Annotated in this window: 1 protein-coding gene; it reads right to left on the reverse strand. The window is 51.1% G+C overall.

All coding sequences use genetic code 11. The features are described from left to right. On the reverse strand, positions 1-368 hold a 368-nt coding region (locus ACH8JV_RS19560), incomplete at both ends, for an Ig-like domain-containing protein (protein WP_396523312.1).

Here is a 368-nt window from a genome sequence, read left to right on the forward strand (position 1 = left end):
GTATGTGGTCCATCAGTCAACACTGGAAGCGTATTGTCCGCAAGGGTCCAGGTACCATCACCATTATTGACCGCAGGATAGTCCACACCATCTACAGTCACCACAACTGTCGCAGTCGGATCGTTCACTGTACCGGTTAATGCAGGTGTACTGTCATTGGTTAACACGTCACTCAAGGCAACGGTCGGTGCCAATGCATCTACAGTGCCTGTACCTGGTAATGATGGGTTACCTGCTGGGTCAGTTGCTGTTGCTGTAACAGTTTGACCATCAAGCAAGTTACCTGGGTTTGGCGCTGTCCATTGACCATCTGGGCCTGCAACCACAGTTGCTGTTGTGCCATCAGGGAAGCTTACAGTCACGGTTGA

Origin of the sequence: Acinetobacter sp. ABJ_C5_2 (assembly GCF_044538485.1) — a bacterium.
Lineage (GTDB): Bacteria > Pseudomonadota > Gammaproteobacteria > Pseudomonadales > Moraxellaceae > Acinetobacter > Acinetobacter nosocomialis_A.